Source organism: Brachybacterium sp. AG952 (assembly GCF_004362645.1).
In the GTDB taxonomy this organism is placed as follows: domain Bacteria; phylum Actinomycetota; class Actinomycetes; order Actinomycetales; family Dermabacteraceae; genus Brachybacterium; species Brachybacterium conglomeratum.
Genome location: NZ_SNXV01000003.1, coordinates 384,884 through 400,564 on the forward strand (window position 1 = coordinate 384,884; position 15,681 = coordinate 400,564).

At 74.3% G+C, this 15,681-nt stretch carries 14 protein-coding genes; 7 read left to right on the forward strand and 7 right to left on the reverse strand.

What is annotated here, in order from left to right; translation table 11 throughout:
• Positions 1-13 precede the first annotated feature (13 nt).
• Genes DEU31_RS10015 through DEU31_RS10025 form a run of 3 tightly spaced genes read right to left on the reverse strand, consistent with a single transcriptional unit; the run spans position 14 to position 2,878 of the window.
• Positions 14-412: a universal stress protein gene (locus DEU31_RS10015; RefSeq protein ID WP_133676985.1), complete on the reverse strand. Its 399-nt coding sequence runs from the start codon at positions 410-412 to the stop codon at positions 14-16.
• Between the two features lie 43 nt (positions 413-455).
• The gene (locus DEU31_RS10020; RefSeq protein WP_133676986.1) at positions 456-1,673 is read right to left on the reverse strand and encodes a homoserine O-acetyltransferase; all 1,218 of its coding nucleotides are present in this window, start codon (positions 1,671-1,673) and stop codon (positions 456-458) included.
• A gap of 50 nt (positions 1,674-1,723) precedes the next feature.
• On the reverse strand, positions 1,724-2,878 hold the full coding sequence (locus DEU31_RS10025; protein WP_133676987.1) for a hypothetical protein: 1,155 nt from the start codon (positions 2,876-2,878) through the stop codon (positions 1,724-1,726).
• A gap of 160 nt (positions 2,879-3,038) precedes the next feature.
• On the opposite strand from DEU31_RS10025, the gene DEU31_RS10030 reads away from it, so the two are divergent.
• Positions 3,039-4,172 carry a polyprenyl synthetase family protein gene (locus tag DEU31_RS10030; RefSeq protein ID WP_133676988.1) on the forward strand — a complete coding sequence of 378 codons (1,134 nt, stop codon included), beginning with the start codon at positions 3,039-3,041 and terminating at the stop codon, positions 4,170-4,172.
• 51 nt (positions 4,173-4,223) lie between these two features.
• Here the strand turns inward: DEU31_RS10030 and DEU31_RS10035 are convergent, their stop codons facing one another.
• Positions 4,224-4,577, reverse strand: coding sequence for an Rv2175c family DNA-binding protein (locus tag DEU31_RS10035; RefSeq protein WP_126988572.1), 354 nt, complete (start codon positions 4,575-4,577; stop codon positions 4,224-4,226).
• 116 nt (positions 4,578-4,693) lie between these two features.
• Here DEU31_RS10035 and pknB point away from each other — a divergent pair, with 116 nt between their 5' ends.
• Positions 4,694-6,751, forward strand: coding sequence for a Stk1 family PASTA domain-containing Ser/Thr kinase (pknB, locus tag DEU31_RS10040; protein WP_133676989.1), 2,058 nt, complete (start codon positions 4,694-4,696; stop codon positions 6,749-6,751).
• Between the two features lie 114 nt (positions 6,752-6,865).
• On the opposite strand, the gene DEU31_RS10045 is transcribed toward pknB, so the two are convergent.
• A complete protein-coding gene (locus DEU31_RS10045; RefSeq protein WP_166649466.1) occupies positions 6,866-8,215 on the reverse strand; it encodes a 3-deoxy-7-phosphoheptulonate synthase class II in 1,350 nt (449 codons plus the stop codon).
• Positions 8,216-8,372: 157 nt separating this feature from the next.
• Positions 8,373-9,107: a lysophospholipid acyltransferase family protein gene (locus DEU31_RS10050; RefSeq protein ID WP_133676990.1), complete on the reverse strand. Its 735-nt coding sequence runs from the start codon at positions 9,105-9,107 to the stop codon at positions 8,373-8,375.
• A gap of 72 nt (positions 9,108-9,179) precedes the next feature.
• On the opposite strand from DEU31_RS10050, the gene DEU31_RS10055 reads away from it, so the two are divergent.
• A complete protein-coding gene (locus tag DEU31_RS10055; RefSeq protein WP_133676991.1) occupies positions 9,180-9,953 on the forward strand; it encodes an alpha/beta fold hydrolase in 774 nt (257 codons plus the stop codon).
• On the forward strand, positions 9,950-10,471 hold the full coding sequence (locus tag DEU31_RS10060; RefSeq protein ID WP_133676992.1) for a hypothetical protein: 522 nt from the start codon (positions 9,950-9,952) through the stop codon (positions 10,469-10,471). Before DEU31_RS10055 ends, DEU31_RS10060 begins: the two co-directional genes overlap by 4 nt.
• Positions 10,472-10,535: 64 nt before the next feature.
• Here the strand turns inward: DEU31_RS10060 and DEU31_RS10065 are convergent, their stop codons facing one another.
• On the reverse strand, positions 10,536-11,471 hold the full coding sequence (locus tag DEU31_RS10065) for an ROK family glucokinase (RefSeq protein WP_010550593.1): 936 nt from the start codon (positions 11,469-11,471) through the stop codon (positions 10,536-10,538).
• 168 nt (positions 11,472-11,639) lie between these two features.
• On the opposite strand from DEU31_RS10065, the gene DEU31_RS10070 reads away from it, so the two are divergent.
• The 3 genes from DEU31_RS10070 to DEU31_RS10080 all read left to right on the forward strand — a co-directional run bounded on the left by DEU31_RS10070 (position 11,640) and on the right by DEU31_RS10080 (position 15,624).
• Positions 11,640-13,448: an AMP-dependent synthetase/ligase gene (locus DEU31_RS10070; protein WP_133676993.1), complete on the forward strand. Its 1,809-nt coding sequence runs from the start codon at positions 11,640-11,642 to the stop codon at positions 13,446-13,448.
• 179 nt (positions 13,449-13,627) lie between these two features.
• Complete coding sequence (locus DEU31_RS10075) at positions 13,628-15,292, forward strand: DEDD exonuclease domain-containing protein (protein ID WP_133676994.1); 1,665 nt, start codon at positions 13,628-13,630, stop codon at positions 15,290-15,292.
• Positions 15,293-15,342: 50 nt separating this feature from the next.
• Positions 15,343-15,624 carry an Lrp/AsnC ligand binding domain-containing protein gene (locus DEU31_RS10080; protein WP_010550590.1) on the forward strand — a complete coding sequence of 94 codons (282 nt, stop codon included), beginning with the start codon at positions 15,343-15,345 and terminating at the stop codon, positions 15,622-15,624.
• Positions 15,625-15,681: the final 57 nt, after the last annotated feature.

Below are 15,681 nucleotides of genomic sequence, written 5' to 3' on the forward strand. Positions count from 1 at the left end.
TGCCCGCCGCGGTTCAGGCGGGACTCTGGTCCTTCACCGTGAGCACCGGGCAGGGCGCGCCGAGCACGACCCTGCGGGCGGAGGCGCCGAGGTTCAGCTTGCCGATCGGCGACTTGCGGCGCAGGCCGATCACCACGAGCTCGGCCTGGACGTCCTCGATCGTGGCGAGCAGGAATTCGCCGATCTCGCGGTCGGGGCCTCGGCGGATCGTGACGCCCTCGAGGTCCGCGCCCTGCTCCTCGAGCTCGGCGCGCACCTCCTCCTCGGTCGCGGCGGCCCCTCCGCTGCCGGGCACGGCGTGCTGATGGGCGGCGACGAGCAGCGGCGAGCCCGTGCGCTCGGCGTAGCGGATGCCGGCGCGCAGCGCGGCCCTCCCCTGCGTGGACGGGGCGTACCCCACGACGATGGTCACGCGACGTCTCCTCCCTGCGCAGCGGTGCTGCGGCGCGGCCAGCTTAATGGTCCAGCAGGTCGCCGATCCACTTCTCCAGTCCCGGATGGGCCAGCAGGAAGGCGTCGTGCCCGATCGGCGAGCTCGCCAGCTGCCAGCGGGCGTCCGGGACGTGCTCGGCGATCTCGCGCACGAGCTCCGGCGGGAAGAGGCGGTCGGAGTCGATCGCGACGACCAGGGTCCGGGCACGCACGCGCCGCAGGGCCGCGGCGGTGCCCTCGCGGTCGCGGCCCACGTCATGGGTGCTCATCGACTGGGCGAGGGTGGCATAGGAGTTCGCGTCGAAGCGGCGGGAGAGCTTGACCGCGTGATGGTCGAGGTAGCTGGTCACCTGGTGCCGGCCGCTGCCGTCGAGGGGGTTCTCGGGGCCCTGGGAGCGGTTGCCGAAGCGTGCCTCGAGCTCGTCGGCGGTGCGGTAGGTGGTGTGGGCGATGCGGCGGGCGATGCCGAGCCCGGCGTGGGGGCCCTCCTCCGGCGGGAGGTGGTAGTAGTCGCCGCCGTGGAAGGCGGGGTCGACGCGGATCGCCGCGACCTGGGCGCTGTTCCAGGCGATCTGGTCGGCGCTCGCGCGGGCCGACGAGGCGATCACGGCGAGGCGCTCGACCTGCTCGGGGTGGGTGACTCCCCATTCGATCGCCCGCATGCCGCCCATCGAGCCGCCGATCACCAGCGCCCAGCGGGGCAGGCCCAGCTCCTCGGCGAGGCGGTGCTCGGCCGCGACCTGGTCGCGGATCGTCACCTGCGGGAAGCGGGAGCCGTAGGGCCGTCCGTCGGGAGCGGCGGAGCTCGGTCCGGTGCTGCCCTGGCAGCCGCCGAGCACGTTCGGGGCGATGACGAAGTACCGGTCGGTGTCGATCGGCCGCCCGGGGCCGACGATCTCCTCCCACCAGCCGGGCGTGGGGTGGGACGGCCCGGCCGCGCCGCGCACATGGGAGTCGCCGGTCAGGGCGTGGAGGACGAGAACGGCGTTGCCGCGGTCTCGGTCGAGGGTCCCCCAGGTCTCGTAGGCCATCGTGACGTCCGCGAGCACCTCGCCGCTCTCGAGCGGCAGGGCGCCGATCGAGGTGAACCGTCGGTCTCCCGCGCCGCGGTCGGGGTGCCACGCCCCGAGCAGGGCGGGGGTCCCCGTGCGGTGCTCCGCCGCGGCGTGGGCGGCGGTCCCTCCGTCGCCCTGCGGGCCGGTCGGGACGTCGGGGCCGCGGTGCTCTCCGAGGAGGGTCATCGACAGCGTTCCTTCCTGCCCGGTGCGGTGCTCCCGGGCTCCCCCTCCCCTCAGGTGCTGGGCCACCAGGCGGGGAATACGGGGGTGTCGGTCATTCTCGACAGCAAGGGTGCCAGAGTGGAGTCCGGTTCCCGATGCCGGAGCTCGTCGACGAGACTCCCCGCGGTCGCGAAGCGGTGGTTCCACCAGGCGAGCAGGACCAGCAGAGCGGTCAGCGCCCGCCACGCAGGGCGCGCCGTGCCCCGCGCGGCGGGACCTGCGGCGTCGAGCGCCGCCGAGGCCACGCAGCGCATCTCCTCGAGCAGCACGTACACCCTCCCACCTGCGCAGACGTCCGGGTGCGGGCGTCTGGTGGGATCGGCGACGAGCTCCTGGAGGAGGGTCTCGCGGGCGATCGGCGGCGCCCCGCCGTGCTCGACCAGCTGGGCGAGGAGCTCCCAGTGGAGGCGGTCGACGGCGAGCGCCGCGAGCAGCTGCGCGATGTGTTCACACTTCGTCATCCCGTCCGCGCCGACAGCCCCCGGCCGGCCCCGCCGCAGGGCACGGAGGGCCGCGCCGGCCTCGGCGAGGAGGAGGCCGGGATCGGCGGCGGAGGCGAGGTCCGGGGGCGGCAGGTGCAGGGCGCGCCCGATCTCCTCGAGCAGAGGCTCGGGGCGGGCCTCCTGGGGGATGGCTCGCCCGGCCAGGACCGCGCGGGCCGCGGCCTGCGTCGCGGCGAAGTCGCGCAGCGGCCCGACCGGCACGGCCAGGAGCTCCTCGTCCCCGCTCGTCGACGCTCGGAGCTCCCAGCGGCGTCCGTCGGCGGCGCCGCGGAGGCTGAGCAGCTGCGCCCCGCCCGGGCCGAGCGCGGCGGCGGTGGCGGCCACCAGGCTGCCGGCGCGGGCGAGCACCTCGCGCACCAGCGGCTCGAGCACGCTCTGCCGGCCGTCGCCGATCACGATCAGGGCGTGCATCCCCTCCGCTCCCCGCTCGGCGACGAGGCGGACGTGGCGGCGGAAGTTCTCGCCGCCGCACGGAGCGAGGAGGTCGTGCAGGGAGGACCGGGTGATCAGGGGCTGGCGGCCCGGTGCGGCGGTGCCGGACAGGAGCAGGCAGTCCGAGGGGGCCTCGTACAGGCTGAGCCGCGCCTCGGCGAGGAGCTCGGCGGGGTCGGCGGCCGCGCCGAGGTGGCGGCCGGGATCGGCGGGGGTGATGTGCGTCGTCATGCCTCGACCCTGCGCGATCGGCCGGCCGAGCGGGCGGGCAGGGGCCGCTCTGGGGACGGAGCCCCGGTGGGGAGGAACGGTCGCGTCGCGCCCGGGCGTGCGCGGGAGGTCCCAGGCGTGCATGGGAGGATCAGGGGCACCCGTGCGAAAGGACCCCTCGATGACCGCTGCCTCGCCGACTCCCCCCGCCGCTTGCCTCTCGGATCTCGACGCGCTGCTCGTCTCCCGGATCGAGGAGGTCACTTCCGCCGAGCTCTCCGAGCGCAGGGCGCAGCTGGGGCGGATCTCGACGGAGAGCGCGGCGCTGGTGGACGACCTCGAGGCCTTCCTGGAGGGCGGGAAGCTGCTCCGTCCCCGGTTCTGCTTCTGGGGCGGGGTCGCGGCGCTCCGCCGGGAGCCGACGGCCGAGGAGGTCGCGGCGCTCGCGAGGCTGGGCGCGGCGATCGAGCTCGTGCAGGCGGCGGCGCTGCTCCACGACGACGTGATCGACCACTCCCCCGTGCGGCGGGGACGCCCGGCGCAGCATGTCCGGGCCCAGCGCGCGCACGAGGACGCGAGGCTCTCCGGCTCCGCCGAGGAGTTCGGCGTCGCGGTCGCGATCGTGCTCGGCGACCTCGCCCTGACCTGGGCGGAGCAGATCGCGGCGGCGATCCCGGGCCCTGCCGCCCGCGTCACGGCGGCCCGCGCCGAGTTCGAGGCCATGCGCACCGAGGTGATGTCCGGGCAGCACCTGGACATCCTCCATCAGGCGGGCGGCTTCGCCTCCGCCCCCGATGCGGAGCAGGCAGCGCTCTCGGTGATCCGCTGGAAGACGGTGCCGTACACCGTGCTGCGGCCCGTGCGGATGGGGGCGGCGCTGATGGGCGCCGAGGAGCCGGAGCTCGACGCGCTCTCGAGCTGGGCGATCGAGGTGGGGACCGCGTTCCAGCTGCGCGACGACCTGCTCAGCGTGGTCGGGGACCAGGACGCCACCGGCAAGCCGATCGGCGGCGACATCGTCGAGGGCAAGCGCACCGTGCTCCTGGCCCGCACCGAGGCCGCGGCCGACGCCGAGGAACAGCGCCTGCTCTCGCGCGTGGTCGGCGATGCCGAGGCGGACGAGGCGGCCGTCCACGCCGTGCACGAGCTCATGGTCGCGACGGGGGCCGTCGCCTCGGTCGCCGCCGACGTGCGCGCTCGCGCCACCCGGGGCCGGGAGCTCCTGGAGGCCGCCGAGGGGCTGGGAGAGCTGGGCCGCGCCGGGCTCGAGGCCCTCGCAGTGCGTGCGACGGACGTCGACTCGCTGCGGGCCTGAGGCCGGCGCCGACCGGGACGGGACGTCCCGGTCGGCCTGCCAGGCGGCGACTCAGAGGGCGAGGGCGAGCGCCCGGCGGCGCACCTCGCCGCGCTGGCCCCGGCGGAGGTGGTCGATGGGACGGCCGGGGAGCGAGTCGTCCTCCTCGAACAGCCAGGCCAGCAGCTCCGCGTCCTCGAAGCCGCCGTCGCGCAGCACGGTGATCGTGCCGGGCAGGTGCGGGGTGATCTCGCCGTCCTTGAGCAGCAGCGCCGGCACCATGCGCACCACGGGATCCCCGCGCCGCACGGCGACCAGCTGGCCCTCCTCGATGAGGCGGCGGACGCGCGAGACCTCGACGTCGAGATGCTCGGCGACGTCGGGGAGGGTGAGCCATTCGGTGATGAGGGTGTCCAGGTCGTTCACGGGACCAGAGTGCCACGGCTCCGGCGGCCCGCGCATCCCGTCGACCGCGTCACTGTGCCGCGCGCCGCGTGTGTCGTTCCCCGTTCCGGGGCCCCTCGCCCCATAGATTCGGACACGTGAGCTCGGCGACGTCGACTTCCCCCGGCATCAGCCTGCTCCTCGACGACCGCTACCGGGTCGAGGAGCCGATCGCGCGCGGCGGAATGGCGACCGTGCACCGCGGGCACGACCAGCGGCTGGACCGCGTCGTGGCCCTGAAGATCATGCATCCCCACCTCGCGATGGACGAGGACTTCCGCCGTCGCTTCGGACGGGAGGCGCGCTCCGCCGCCCGCCTCGCCCACCGCAACGTCGTCGGCGTCTTCGACCAGGGCGAGGACGAGGACCGCATCTACCTCGCCATGGAGCTCATCGAGGGCGAGACGCTGCGCGCCCGGATCGTGGAGCGCGGCCGTCTCACCGTCGGCGAGTCCCTCGAGATCACGGCGCAGGTGCTGGAGGCGCTGGTCGCCGCGCACGGGGCCGGGATCGTCCACCGCGACATCAAGCCCGAGAACATCCTGCTGGATCGGCAGGACACCGTGAAGGTCGCCGACTTCGGGCTCGCCCGCGCGATCGGCGCGAACAACTCCTCCACCGGCGCCGCCCTGCTCGGCACCGTCGCATACATCAGCCCCGAGGTGGTCACCCGCGGCGAGGCCGACGAGCGCAGCGACCTCTACTCCCTCGGCGTGGTCCTGTTCGAGATGCTGACCGGACGGCAGCCCTTCCGCGGCGAGCAGCCGGTGCACATCGCCTTCCAGCACGTCCACGAGGACATCCCCGCGCCCTCGACGCTGGTCTCCGGCATCCCCCGCTCGCTGGACTCCCTGATCACCTGGGCCTGCGCGCGCGGGGTCGAGCAGCGCCCCGCCTCCGCCGCGGATCTGCTGAAGGCGGTGCGGGAGCTCCTCCGCACGCTCCCCGCGGCGGTGCTCGCCGCCCGGCCCGAGGAGATCGAGCCGAGCGACACCGGCGACGTCCCCCGCCCCACCTCCTCGCTGGACGAGGTCGCGGCCGACATCTCCCGCGGCCCGCGCGTCTTCGCGCCCGGCGGCGCCGATGCCGAGACCACCGAGCCCGCCGCCGCCGACGACGGCGGGGAGGCGGAGGACGAGGACGGGACGGACGCCGAGGAGCCCGAGGGCACCGCCGCCGAGGAGGACGAGAGGACGCGCAGCCTCGTCGTGCGCGCTCCCCGCGCCCGGCGCGGACGGCACCTGCCCGTCGGCGCGCGCCGCCGCTCCCGGCCGATGGCCGCGCTCGCCGCGCTGAGCCTCGTGGCCGTGCTGGCGGGCGGGGCGTGGACCGGCGCCGACTGGTATCTCGAGACCGGCCCCGGCGCCGACCGGACCGTCCCGCTCGTCACCGGCACCCCGCTGCAGGACGCGGAGGCGGAGCTGACCGCCTCCGATCTCACCGTGCGGACCCAGGAGCGCTTCGACGACACGGTCCCGGCCGGGCACGTGATCTCCGCGGAGCCCTCGACCGGCACCACCCTGAAGAAGGGCAGCGACGTCCACCTCGTGGTCTCCAAGGGGGTGGAGACCTTCCCCGTCCCCGCGCTCGAGGGCACCGGCCTCGAGGAGGCGCGCGAGCAGGTCGAGGCGCTCGGTCTCGAGCTGGTCGAGGACGAGGCGGAGTACTCCGAGACCGTCCCCCAGGGCGTGGTGATCTCCCAGTCGGCCGACGCCGAGGCGCTCCCCGAGGGCGGCGAGGTGCACGTGGTCGTCTCGCAGGGCCGTCAACCGCTGTCCGTGCCGGACCAGACCGGCGCCCCCGCGGCCTCGGCGCGCTCCACCCTCGAGGCGGCCGGCTTCCGGGTCACCAGTGCGGAGGCGCACTCCCCGTCGGTCCCGAAGGGCTCGGTGATCTCGCAGTCCCCCGCCTCCGGCACCCTGCACCGCGGGGACACCGTCCACATCGTCACCTCCCTCGGCCCCGAGATGGTCACGGTCCCGGACGTCTTCAAGAAGCCCGAGGCCGAGGCCCGCTCCGCCCTCGAGGCGGCCGGGTTCACGGTCGAGGTCGTCCACGACAAGGGCGAGCCGGTCTTCGGCCAGGTCTACGAGCAGACCGCCGCGGCGGGAAGCCAGCAGGCCAAAGGCTCGACGATCACGATCAAGGTCTTCTGAACCCCGGTGCCGGGGCGGCGAGGCTCCGGCGCTCCTGCCTCCCGCGCACGACGACGGCGCCGCCCCGATCGGGGCGGCGCCGTCGTCGTCGGGCTGCCGGGTGCACGAAGCCGCTCAGCGGCGGGAGAGCATCTCCGCGACGAGGAAGGCGAGCTCGAGGGACTGCTGATGGTTCAGCCGCGGGTCCACGAGGGTCTCGTAGCGGCGGGTGAGGCCCTCCTCGTCGATCTCCCCGGTGCCGCCCAGCACCTCGGTGACGTCGTCGCCGGTGAGCTCCATGTGCAGGCCCGCCGGGATGGTGCCGAGCTCCTGGTGCACCTCGAAGAAGCCCACGACCTCGTCGAGGATGTCCTCGAAGCGGCGGGTCTTGTAGCCGTTGGAGGAGGTGATGGTGTTGCCGTGCATCGGGTCCGTCACCCAGGCGACCTGGGCGCCGGAGTCCCGCACGCCCTCGACCAGCGCCGGGAGCCGGTCACGAATCTTCCCGGCGCCCATGCGGGTGATGAAGGTGAGACGGCCCGGCTCGCGCTCGGGGTCGAGGCGGTCGATCAGGCGCAGCGCGTCGTCGAGGGAGGCGTCGGGGCCGAGCTTCACCCCGATCGGGTTGCGCAGACGGGACATGAACTCCACGTGCGCGCCGTCGAGCTGACGGGTGCGCTCGCCGATCCACAGGAAGTGGCCCGAGCAGCCGTAGATCTCGCCGGTGCGGGAGTCGATGCGCGCGAGCGCCTCCTCGTAGTCCAGCAGCAGTGCCTCGTGGGAGGCGTAGAACTCCACGACCTTCAGCGCGTCGAAGTCCGCGCCGATGGCGTCCATGAAGCGCACGGCCTTGTCGATCTGCCCCGCGAGCTCCTCGTAGCGGTCGTAGCCGACGCCCGAGGAGGTGAAGCCGCGGTTCCAGGAATGGACCTCGCGGAGGTCCGCGAAGCCGCCGTTCGTGAAGGCGCGCAGGAGGTTCAGCGTGGAGGCGCTGGTGGTGTACGTCTTCCACAGGCGGCGCGGATCCGGGATCCGGGCCTCCTCGGTGAAGGCGTGCTCGTTGACCGCGTCGCCGCGGTAGGTGGGCAGGGTCACGCCGTCGCGGGTCTCCTCGTCGGCGGAGCGGGGCTTGGCGAACTGTCCGGCCATCCGGCCCATCTTCACCACCGGCACGGAGGCGCCGTAGGTGAGCACGGCCGCCATCTGCAGGATGGTGCGAATCTTGTTGCGGATGCGATCCGCGGTGGAGTCCGCGAAGGTCTCGGCACAGTCGCCGCCGGCGAGGAGGAAGGCCTCGCCGCGGGCCGCGGCGGCGACGCGCTCGCGCAGCACGTCGACCTCGCCGGCGAAGACCAGCGGCGGCGCGGCGCGCAGGTCGTCGAAGACCTGGGCGCGGGACCGCTCGTCGGGCCACACGGGCTGCTGCACGCGCGGGAGCTCGCGCCAGGCGCCGAGCGCCGCCAGGCCGTCATCGGCCGAGGACAGCGAGAAGTCGTGGGCGCGGGCGGGGGCGTCGGGGCTGAATGGAGTCACGCCGACAGGGTAGCCAGTTCCGCACGGGTGCGTGCGCAGGGACCGATCGCCGGGCAGTGCGCGGCCCGTCGCGGGCACGGCGCGGGCCGGGCGAGAGCCCGTCACGGGCTCAGCGCCGTCGGCGCCGCGTCCCCGCGGGTTTCGCGGCGGCCTGCTCCGCGCGCAGCCGGCGCTTCACGTCGCTCGCGTACCCCGGGGCCCGCTCCTGCCCGGAGAGCGCGGCGATCCGGTCCATGACCTCGTCGGTCACGGCGCGCAGCCGTGTCGCCTCGTCGGCTCCGGGATGGCGGGCGACCACCTCCGCCGGATCGATCGGCGCCCCGACCTCCACATGGATGCGGGGTCGGCGGCGCGGGAAGTACTTCCGTCCCCGCTGCGCCTCGAAGGCGCCGATCATCGCGACCGGCACGATCGGTGCCTCGGCGGCGAGGGCGAAGCGCGCCACCCCGGTCTTCCCGCGATGCAGCCGGCCGTCGGGACTCCGGGTCCCCTCGGGATAGATGCCGAGCACGTCGCCACGGGAGAGCACCTCGAGCCCCGCCTGGATCGCGGTGCGCGCGGCCCCGCCGCCGCTGCGGTCCACGGGCATCACGTGCAGCCCTCGCATCACCGCGCCGGCCAGCCGCGCGATCGGCGAGCGGCCGGAGAAGATGTCGGACTTGCCCAGGAAGTGCACGCTGCGCCGCACCTGTCCGGGAAGGAACACGGTATCGGCGTAGGTGAGATGGTTCGACGCCAGGATCACCGGTCCCTGCTCGGGGATGTTCTCGTGGCCGCTGAGCGTCGGCGCCCACACGGCCCTCACCACCGCCATGACGAAGGGCTTGGCGATCTCATACAGCACGTCGGCCCTCCTGCGGGCGCTCGAGGACGGGGCGATGATGCCCCGTGCGGAAGCGGATGCGACGATGTCCCCATGGCGTTCAGCGAACTGTCCCGGCCGTGGCGCGCGCGGGGTCACTCTAACCCGCGCGGCGGGCTCCTCCTGTGCCACGGGTTCACCGGCTCGCCGCAGTCGATGCGTCCCTGGGCGGAGCACCACGCCGCTCTCGGCTGGGAGGTCGAGCTGCCCCTGCTGCCCGGCCATGCGCGCACCGAGCAGGACCTCGCGCGCACCAGCTGGCAGGACTGGTACGAGTGCGTGCGCGAGGCGGCGCTGGAGCTGTCCGGCACGCTCGGGCCGATCGCGGTGGGCGGGCTGTCGATGGGCGGGAACCTCGCCCTCGCGCTCGCCGAGGACGAGGAGCTCGCCGGGGCGATCTCCGCCGTGGTCGCGGTGAACCCGGGGATGACGCTGCCCCGGATCGCGGCCGCGGCCGATCTGATCGCCCCGGTGGTGCGCACCCTGCCCGGGATCGGGTCGGACATCGCGCGCGAGGACGCCTCCGAGGAGGCGTACGAGCGGATGCCGGTGCGCGCCGGCGGCCAGCTGAGCCGGCTGTTCCGCCGCACCCGCGAGGGCCTCGGCGCCGTCCAGGCGCCGCTGCTGCTGGCGACCTCCCGCGTGGACCACACCGTCCCGCCCTCCGACAGCGATCTCGTCGCCGCACGGGTCCGCGGGCCCGTCGAACGGCTCTCGCTCACCCGGAGCCACCATCTCGCGACGCTCGACCACGACGCCCCGCTGCTGTTCGAGACCTCGGCCCGGTTCCTGGACGCCCATGTCCCGTTCCCCGAGGGGTCCCGATGACCGGGGAGGACGGCCGCTCCCCCGAGCCCCGCGACGTCGACGCGGAGTTCGCCCGGATGCTGCGCGACGAGGGGCTCGCGCTCGGCCCCGGCAGGGCGCCGCGCGAGCCGGCCGCGCCGGAGGACGAGGACGGCCCCGGCCGCTTCGCCGCCGAGGAGGACGAGGACGGGCCGCCGACCGAGGAGGCCCTGCAGGAGTCCCGCCGACGTGCCCGCGAGGCGCATCCCTCGAGGGGGCCGCGGGACGCCCCGCCGCGCGAGCTCGACGACGACGAGGTGCTCTACGGCGACTTCGACCCGCCGGACCCGGACCTCCCCCAGCCCTCCTCCGCGGTGCTGTGGTCGTGGACCGCGCTGCTCGGCGGCTTCGTGCTCCTGCTCGCCGTGACGCTCTCGGCCTCGCTGCCCTCCGTGCTCGGATGGGCCGGCGGCGTCGCGGCGCTCGGCGGGATGGTCTCGCTGCTGCTGCGGCTGCCGCGCCGCCCTCGCGACGAGGGGGACGACGGCGCTGAGCTCTGAGCCGGCCCCCCGCCGGCCCGGCTGCGCTCCCCGCCTGCGCGGCTGCGCTCCCCGCCTGCGCGGCTCAGCGGGCGAGGTCCGCGGCGCCGACGATCCCGGCACGGTTCCCCATGCCGGCGAGCACGAAGGGTGCCAGGGGCCGGTGCGCGCGGGCGGTGAGGCTCGCGGAGTACGCCTGTCGGGCGGGATCCAGCAGCAGGTCCCCGGCGGCCGAGACGCCGCCGCCGACGACGATCACGTCGGGGTCCAGCAGCGCGGAGATCGTCGCCGCGCCGCGTCCGAGCCAGGTCCCGATCTCGGCGATGAGCTCCCGCGCGCCCGGGTCCCCCTGCTGGGCCAGTCGCGTGACGAGCGGGCCGTCGATCGCACGCCGGTCCCCGCCCGCGGCCTGCACCAGCGGACCGAGCAGCGGGTCGCCGCTCGCGGCCCGACGCTTCGCGGCGCGCACGAGCGCGGTGCCGGCCGTGTACTGCTCGAGGCAGCCGCGCAGCCCGCACCCGCACCACTGCCCGTCGGGCACCGCGGTCATGTGGGCGACCTCGCCGGCGAAGCCCGCGCTGCCGCGCAGCAGGACCCCCTCCATCACGGCCGCGCCGCCGAGCCCCGTCCCGACGGTGAGCATCAGCATGTGGCGCGCCTCCCGGGCCGCGCCGAAGCGGAACTCCGCCCAGCCGGCGGCGTTCGCGTCGTTCTCGACGACGACCGGGAGCCCGGTGAGGCGCTCGAGCTCGTCGGCGAGGGGGTGATCGCGCCAGGCCAGGTTCGCGGCGAAGGTGACGGTGCGCCGGTCCGCGCCGATGAACCCGGCCGCGCCGACGCCGATCCCGCCGACGGCGTGCTCGCCGCGCAGCTCCGCGACCGCATCGGCGACCGCGGCCTCGAGCAGCGCCGGGTCCGTCGCCGGCGTGCTGCGCGTGGTCGCGGCGATGATCTCGCCGTCCTCGTCCACGACCCCTGCCGCGATCTTCGTGCCGCCGATGTCGACTCCGATGGAGAGCATCCGTCCCTGCCTCGTTCCCCTGCGCGCCGCGCGCATCCGGTCGTCGCGCAGCTGTCGCGCTCATCGTAGTGGCGCTCTGCCGTAGACTCGTCACGACCCCACCAGCGCTTCCGGCCAGGTCGTCCGGTACGCCGGTCACGTGCACCCCGCCGGATCGAAGGAGATTCGATGAAGCAGTACACCACGCCGCCCCAGCATCACAGCAGCCCCGACGAGAACGCGACGGACCTGCTGCTGGGGCGCCTCAGGGCGGATCCCTCCGTGCCGATCTTCGAGCTCGCCCAGGAGGGCGGCGGCTACCGACCGATGCGGACGGCCGACTTCGTCGAGGACGTCAAGGCGGTCGCGAAGGGGCTGATCGCCTCCGAGGTCGCCCCTGGCGACGTCGTCGCGATCCTCTCCCGCACCCGCTACGAGTGGGCGCTGGCGGACTGGGCGATCTGGTGGGCCGGCGGCGTCAGCGTCCCGATCTACGAGTCCTCCTCCCCGAGCCAGATCCAGTGGATCGCCTCGGACTCCGCGGCGAAGTTCGCCATCGTCGAGTCCACGCGCCACAAGGAGGACATGGAGTCGGTGCGCGGCGAGCTGCCGGCGCTGCAGCGCATCGGCGTGCTGGAGGACGGGATCCTCGAGGACCTCAGGCAGCGCGGCGCAGGGATCAGCGACGAGGAGCTCGAGTCCCGGCGCACCGCGCGCCGTCTCGAGGACGTCGCCACCATCATCTACACCTCCGGCACGACCGGCCGTCCCAAGGGCGCCGAGCTCACGCACGCGAACTTCGTCGACACCACCCGCAGCGCGGTGACGCTGCTGGGCGAGAAGGTGCTGCCCAGCGGCTCGCGCCTGCTGATGTTCCTGCCCATGGCGCACGTCTTCGCCCGTCTGATCACGGTGCTCGCCGCGGCCTGGCCGGTCACCACGGCCTTCACCCCGGACACCAAGAACCTCCTGCCCGACCTCGCCGCCTTCAAGCCCACGTTCCTGCTCGCCGTGCCGCGCGTGTTCGAGAAGGTCTACAACGGCGCCGAGGCCAAGGCGATCGCCAGCGGCAAGGGCAGGATCTTCGGCGCCGCCGCGAAGACCGCGATCGACTACTCCACCGCGCTGGCCGATGGGAAGGTCCCGCTCACCCTCTCGCTCAAGCACAAGCTCTTCGACCGTCTCGTCTACGGCACCCTGCGCGAGGCGATGGGCGGTCAGGTCAAGTGGGCGGTCTCCGGCGGCGCTCCGCTGGGTGCGCGGCTGTCCCACTTCTTCCGCGGCATCGGCGTGACCGTGCTCGAGGGCTACGGCCTCACCGAGACCACGGCGCCGATCTGCGTGAACCTGCCCTGGGACGTCCGCCCCGGCACCGTGGGCCCGCCCCTGCCCGGCTCCTCCGTCGCGATCGACGACAGCGGGGAGCTGCTGGTCAAGGGCGTGATGGTGTTCAAGGGCTATCACAACAACCCCGAGGCCACCGCCGAGTCCCTGAAGGACGGCTGGTTCCACACCGGTGACCTCGGCTCCCTCGCCGACGACGGATCGATCACGATCACCGGACGCCGCAAGGAGGTCATCGTCACCGCGGGCGGCAAGAACGTCTCCCCGGCGCAGCTCGAGGACCAGCTGCGCTCCCACCCCCTGGTCAGCCAGTGCGTGGTGATCGGCGACCAGAAGCCCTTCGTCGCCGCGATCCTCACGCTGGATGCCGAGATGCTCCCGACCTGGCTGAAGAACAACGGCAAGCCGGAGATGAGCCTCACCCAGGCTGCGGAGGACGCGGAGATCCGCGCCGAGCTGCAGAAGGTGGTGGACCGGGCGAACGAGTCGGTCTCCCGGGCCGAGTCGATCCGCTCCTTCGTGGTCATCGACTCCGACTTCACCGAGGAGAACGGCTATCTCACGCCCTCGCTGAAGCTCAAGCGCAACGTGGTCGTGAAGGACCTCGCCCCGATCATCGAGAAGATCTACTCCGCGCCCAAGCCCCAGGGCTGAGCGCGGCCGCGCCTCGCGGCGGCCGACGGGCCCCGGCACCTCGGAGGTGCCGGGGCCCGTCGCGCGTCGTGGGCCCGTCGCGCATCGCGGGCCCGTCGTGCGTCCGGGCTCGTCGCGGACCGGTGCCCGCGCAGCCTCCCGACGTCCGGCTGTCGGGGCCGCGTCGTAGCCTGTCCCCCATGCCCGCACGCCGTCAGCTCAGCTTCGAGGACCTGGGCACCCCGCTCGCGGAGGCGACGCTGGTGGTGGTCGATCTCGAGACCACCGGGACGGACCCCTCCGCGGACGCGATCACCGAGATCGGCGCGGTGAAGGTGCGCGGCGGCGAGGTGCTCGGCGAGTTCCGCACCTTCGTGGACCCGGAGCGTCCGATCCCGGCCTACATCGCCTCCCTCACCGGCATCTCCGATGCGACCGTGCGCGGCGCCCCCTCGATCCGGACCGTGCTGCCGATGTTCCTGGACTTCGTCGGGTCCGAGGCCGCGCTGGTGGCCCACAACGCCCGCTTCGACATCGGCTTCCTGCGCGCCCGCGCCGCCGAGTGCGCGCTGGAGTGGCCCGCGCCGACCGTGCTGGACACCCTCGCGCTCGCCCGGACGGTCTTCCGCCGGGACGAGGTGCGCGATCACAAGCTCTCGACCCTCGCCGCCCATGTCGGGGCGGCGGTCACCCCGGACCACCGTGCCCTCTCCGATGCCCGCGCGACGGTCGACGTGCTCCACGCGATCATCGCCCGGCTGGGCCCGACCGGCGCCTCGACCCTCGAGGATCTCGGCACGGCCCACCGCCGGGCCAAGCCCGTGCAGCTGCGCAAGAAGCACCTCGCGGCCGACGTCCCCTCGGTCCCCGGCGTCTACCAGTTCCTCGATGCGCACGGTTCGGTGCTGTACGTCGGCACCTCCCGGAACCTGCGCTCCCGGGTGCGCACCTACTTCACCGCGAGCGAGACGCGCCGCGCGATCCTGGACATGCTGCCGCGCGCGGAGTCGCTGCGCGTGATCGAGTGCGCCACCGCCACCGAGGCCGCCGTGCGCGAGCTGCGGCTGATCGCGCAGGAGAAGCCGCCTTCGAACCGGCGCGGGCTGCGCCCGGAGGCGGCGCACTGGCTGCGGCTCGGGCCGACGGGCGAGGGGCTGCGCGGGGCGCGGCTGGCCCGTACGGAGGCCGACGGCTCGGCGCACATCGGTCCGCTCTCCTCCCGGCACGACGCCCAGCCGCTGCGCGGGCTGCTCACCGACGCGGTCATGGGGCGCGGTGCCGCGCTGAAGGCCGAAGCCGCGCACGGCGCCGCCCCGTCGAGCGGGCATCACCAGCGGCTGCGCCGCGCCATGGTCGCCGACCCGCGCGAGGTGCTCGACCATGCCGCTTCCCGGCTGCGCGCCCACGTCGACGCGGGACGCTACGAGGACGCGGAGAAGCTGCGCCGACTGGCTCTCGCCTATCTCGACGCCGCCCGTCGCGCCTCACGCCTGCGCGCCCTCGCGGAGGTGCCGCTGCTCATCGCGGCCCGGCCCAGCACCGAGGCCGTGATCGGCGGACGCGGCTGGGAGCTGCTGGCCGTACGTCATGGACGCTTCTCCGGCACCACGCTGGTTCCGGCGGCGAAGGATCCCCTGCCCTTCGCCCGCTCCCTGGCGATGACGGGGACCGGCGAGGCCGAGCTCGCCGCGCCCCTGTGCCAGGGGTATCACCAGGAGGCCGAGATCCTGCTGGGGTGGCTCGAGGGCGAGGGCGTGCGCACGGTGCTGTGCGAGGGATCGTGGCAGGTGCCGGCCCGGGCCCGGTTCGATGCGGAGCACCTCGCCCGGCGCTTCGCCATGACCTCGACCGCCCAGGGGGAATAGGCTCACGGGAGAAGCCGCCCGGCGCCCCCGCGCCCGTCGAAGGAGAATTCATGATCACCGCCATCGTCTCGATCGTCGTCGACCCCCAGCGCATCCCGGAGGTCGCCGAGGCGATCGTCGACATCGACGGGATCGAGCAGGTCTACTCCGTCACCGGCGACGTGGACCTGATCGCGGTCGCCCGTGTGCGGAACCACGAGGACCTCGCCGGCGTGATCGCCGGCTCCCTCAGCCGGGTCGAGGGCGTCCGCGACACCACCACCAACATCGCCTTCAAGACCTACTCCAAGCGTGACCTCGACGCCGCCTTCGATCTGGGTCTCGAGGGCTGAGAGCCCCTGCCGACCGGGGCGATCGCGTCTCGCCCCGGTCGGAGGCCGTCCCGGGAC